The sequence below is a fragment of the Xanthomonas sp. SHU 199 genome (assembly GCF_000364665.1).
GTDB classification, from domain to species: Bacteria; Pseudomonadota; Gammaproteobacteria; order Xanthomonadales; family Xanthomonadaceae; genus Xanthomonas_A; species Xanthomonas_A sontii.
Genome location: NZ_AQOI01000487.1, coordinates 1 through 2,016, shown reverse-complemented (window position 1 = coordinate 2,016; position 2,016 = coordinate 1). Strand labels below are relative to the sequence as shown.

The following is a 2,016-nucleotide window of genomic DNA, read 5'->3' as shown; positions in this document are numbered from 1 at the left end:
TCGCCGCTGGCCCTGCTGCCGGCCGAGGACGCGCTGGGCCTGGACCAGCAACCCAACCTGCCCGGCACCGTCGACGGCCACCCGAACTGGCGCCGGCGCCTGCCCGCGCCCGACGCCGCCGCGACCGTCGCCACCCTCGCCACGCGCCTGGACGCCTTCGCCCAGACCCGCCAATCCACCGCCACCGCCGCGCAAGGAGCCGACGCATGCGCATGATTCCCCTGCGGGCCACCGCCCGCCTGCAGCTGCATGCCGGTTTCACCCTGCTCGATGCCGCCGCACAGGTGCCGTATTACGCCGGGCTCGGGATCAGCCATCTGTATCTGTCGCCGATCGGCACCGCCGTCCCCGGCTCCACCCACGGCTACGACGTCACCGACCCGCGCCAGGTCAATCCCGAACTCGGCGGCGAGCCGGCGCTGCTGCACCTGTCCGAGCGCGCGCGCAGCCACGGCATGGGCCTGATCCTGGACATCGTGCCCAACCACATGGCCACCCACCCGAGCAATCCGTGGTGGTGGGACGTGCTCACCCATGGCCGGCGCAGCCGCCATGCCGGCTGGTTCGACATCGACTGGCGCGCGCCCGGGCGCGAGGGCAAGCTGTGGTTGCCGGTGCTGGACCGCCCCTATGCGCAGGCGCTGAGCGAAGGCGCGCTGCAGTTGCAGGTGGCCGAGGACGGCAGCGTGGTCCTGCTGCACCACGACCAGCGCTTCCCGATCCGCCTGGACGGCGCCATCGCGCAGGAACCGGCCAGCGCGCGCCCGGCCTGGGCCGCCCGGCTCAACGACGCCGCGCGGCTGGGCGACGACGCCCTGCACCGGCTGATCGAACGCCAGTGCTATCGCCTGGCCTGGTGGCGGGTCGGCAACGACATGCTCAACTACCGCCGCTTTTTCGACATCACTTCGCTGGCGGCGTTGCGGGTGGAGCAGAACGACGTGTTCGCCGCGGTCCACGAGCTGCCGCTGCGGCTGGTCGCCGAGGGCCATCTCGATGGCGTTCGGGTCGACCACGTCGATGGCCTGGCCGATCCCACCGGCTACGTGCAGCGGCTGCGCACGCAACTGGACCGCGCCGGCCGCCGCCGCGGCATCGCCCCGGGCGGCATCGCCCTGTATCTGGAAAAGATCCTGGCGCCGCACGAGCAGTTGCGCAGCGACTGGCCCTGCGACGGCACCACCGGCTACGACTTCATGGACCAGGTCGCCGCGGTGCTGCACGACCCGGCCGGCGCCGAACCGCTGACCGCGCTGTGGCGGCGCTGGAGCGGGCGCAGTGGCGACTTCGGCCAGGAGCAGCGCGCCGCGCGCGACGAGATCCTGCAGGGCTCGCTGCAGGCCGAGTTCGTGCGCACCGTGCAGGCGCTGGGCGCCGCCGCGCACCTGGATCCGCTGACCCGCGAGTTCAGCCCGCAGATGCTGGCGCGCGGGCTGATGGCCTTACTGCGGCACTTCGAGGTGTACCGCACCTATGCCGGGCCCGATGGCCTGGACGACGACGACGCGGCGCGCCTGGCGCAGGCCGCGCAGCGTGCGCGTGCCGGCGCCGAGCCACGGGTGTGCGCGGCGATCGATGCGATCGAGCGCTGGAGCCGCGATGGCCGCGGCACCGGCAAGGCACAGGTGGCGCTGCGGCGGATCGTGCGCCGGCGCCTGGAGCAACTGTCGGCGCCGCTCAACGCCAAGTCGGTGGAAGACACCTCCTTCTACCGCCACGGCGTGCTGCTCTCGCGCAACGAAGTCGGCAGCGAGCCGGACGTGTTCGCGCTGACGCCGGAGGCGTTCCACGCGGCCAACGCCGTGCGCGCGCAGCGCTATCCGCGCGCGCTGCTGGCCACCGCCACCCACGACCACAAGCGCGGCGAAGACGTGCGCATGCGCCTGGCCGCGCTCAGCGCGCAGGCGCCGTGGTGGGAGGCGCAGGTGGCGCGGTTCCAGGCGCTGTCGGCCGACCTGCTGCCGGCCGGCAGCGCCGCGCCGCTGCCCGGCGACCTGCTGATGCTGTGGCAGATGC

General features: G+C 73.5%; 1 protein-coding gene and 1 pseudogene. Both read left to right on the top strand.

Annotated features, from left to right (window positions below):
* A pseudogene (locus D183_RS28045) lies at nt 1-216 on the top strand (4-alpha-glucanotransferase); the annotation flags it as partial.
* Nucleotides 213-2,016 (top strand): malto-oligosyltrehalose synthase (treY, locus tag D183_RS0115185; protein WP_026144512.1); only part of this gene is annotated, 1,804 nt, incomplete at its 3' end. The pseudogene D183_RS28045 and the gene treY, both read left to right, overlap by 4 nt.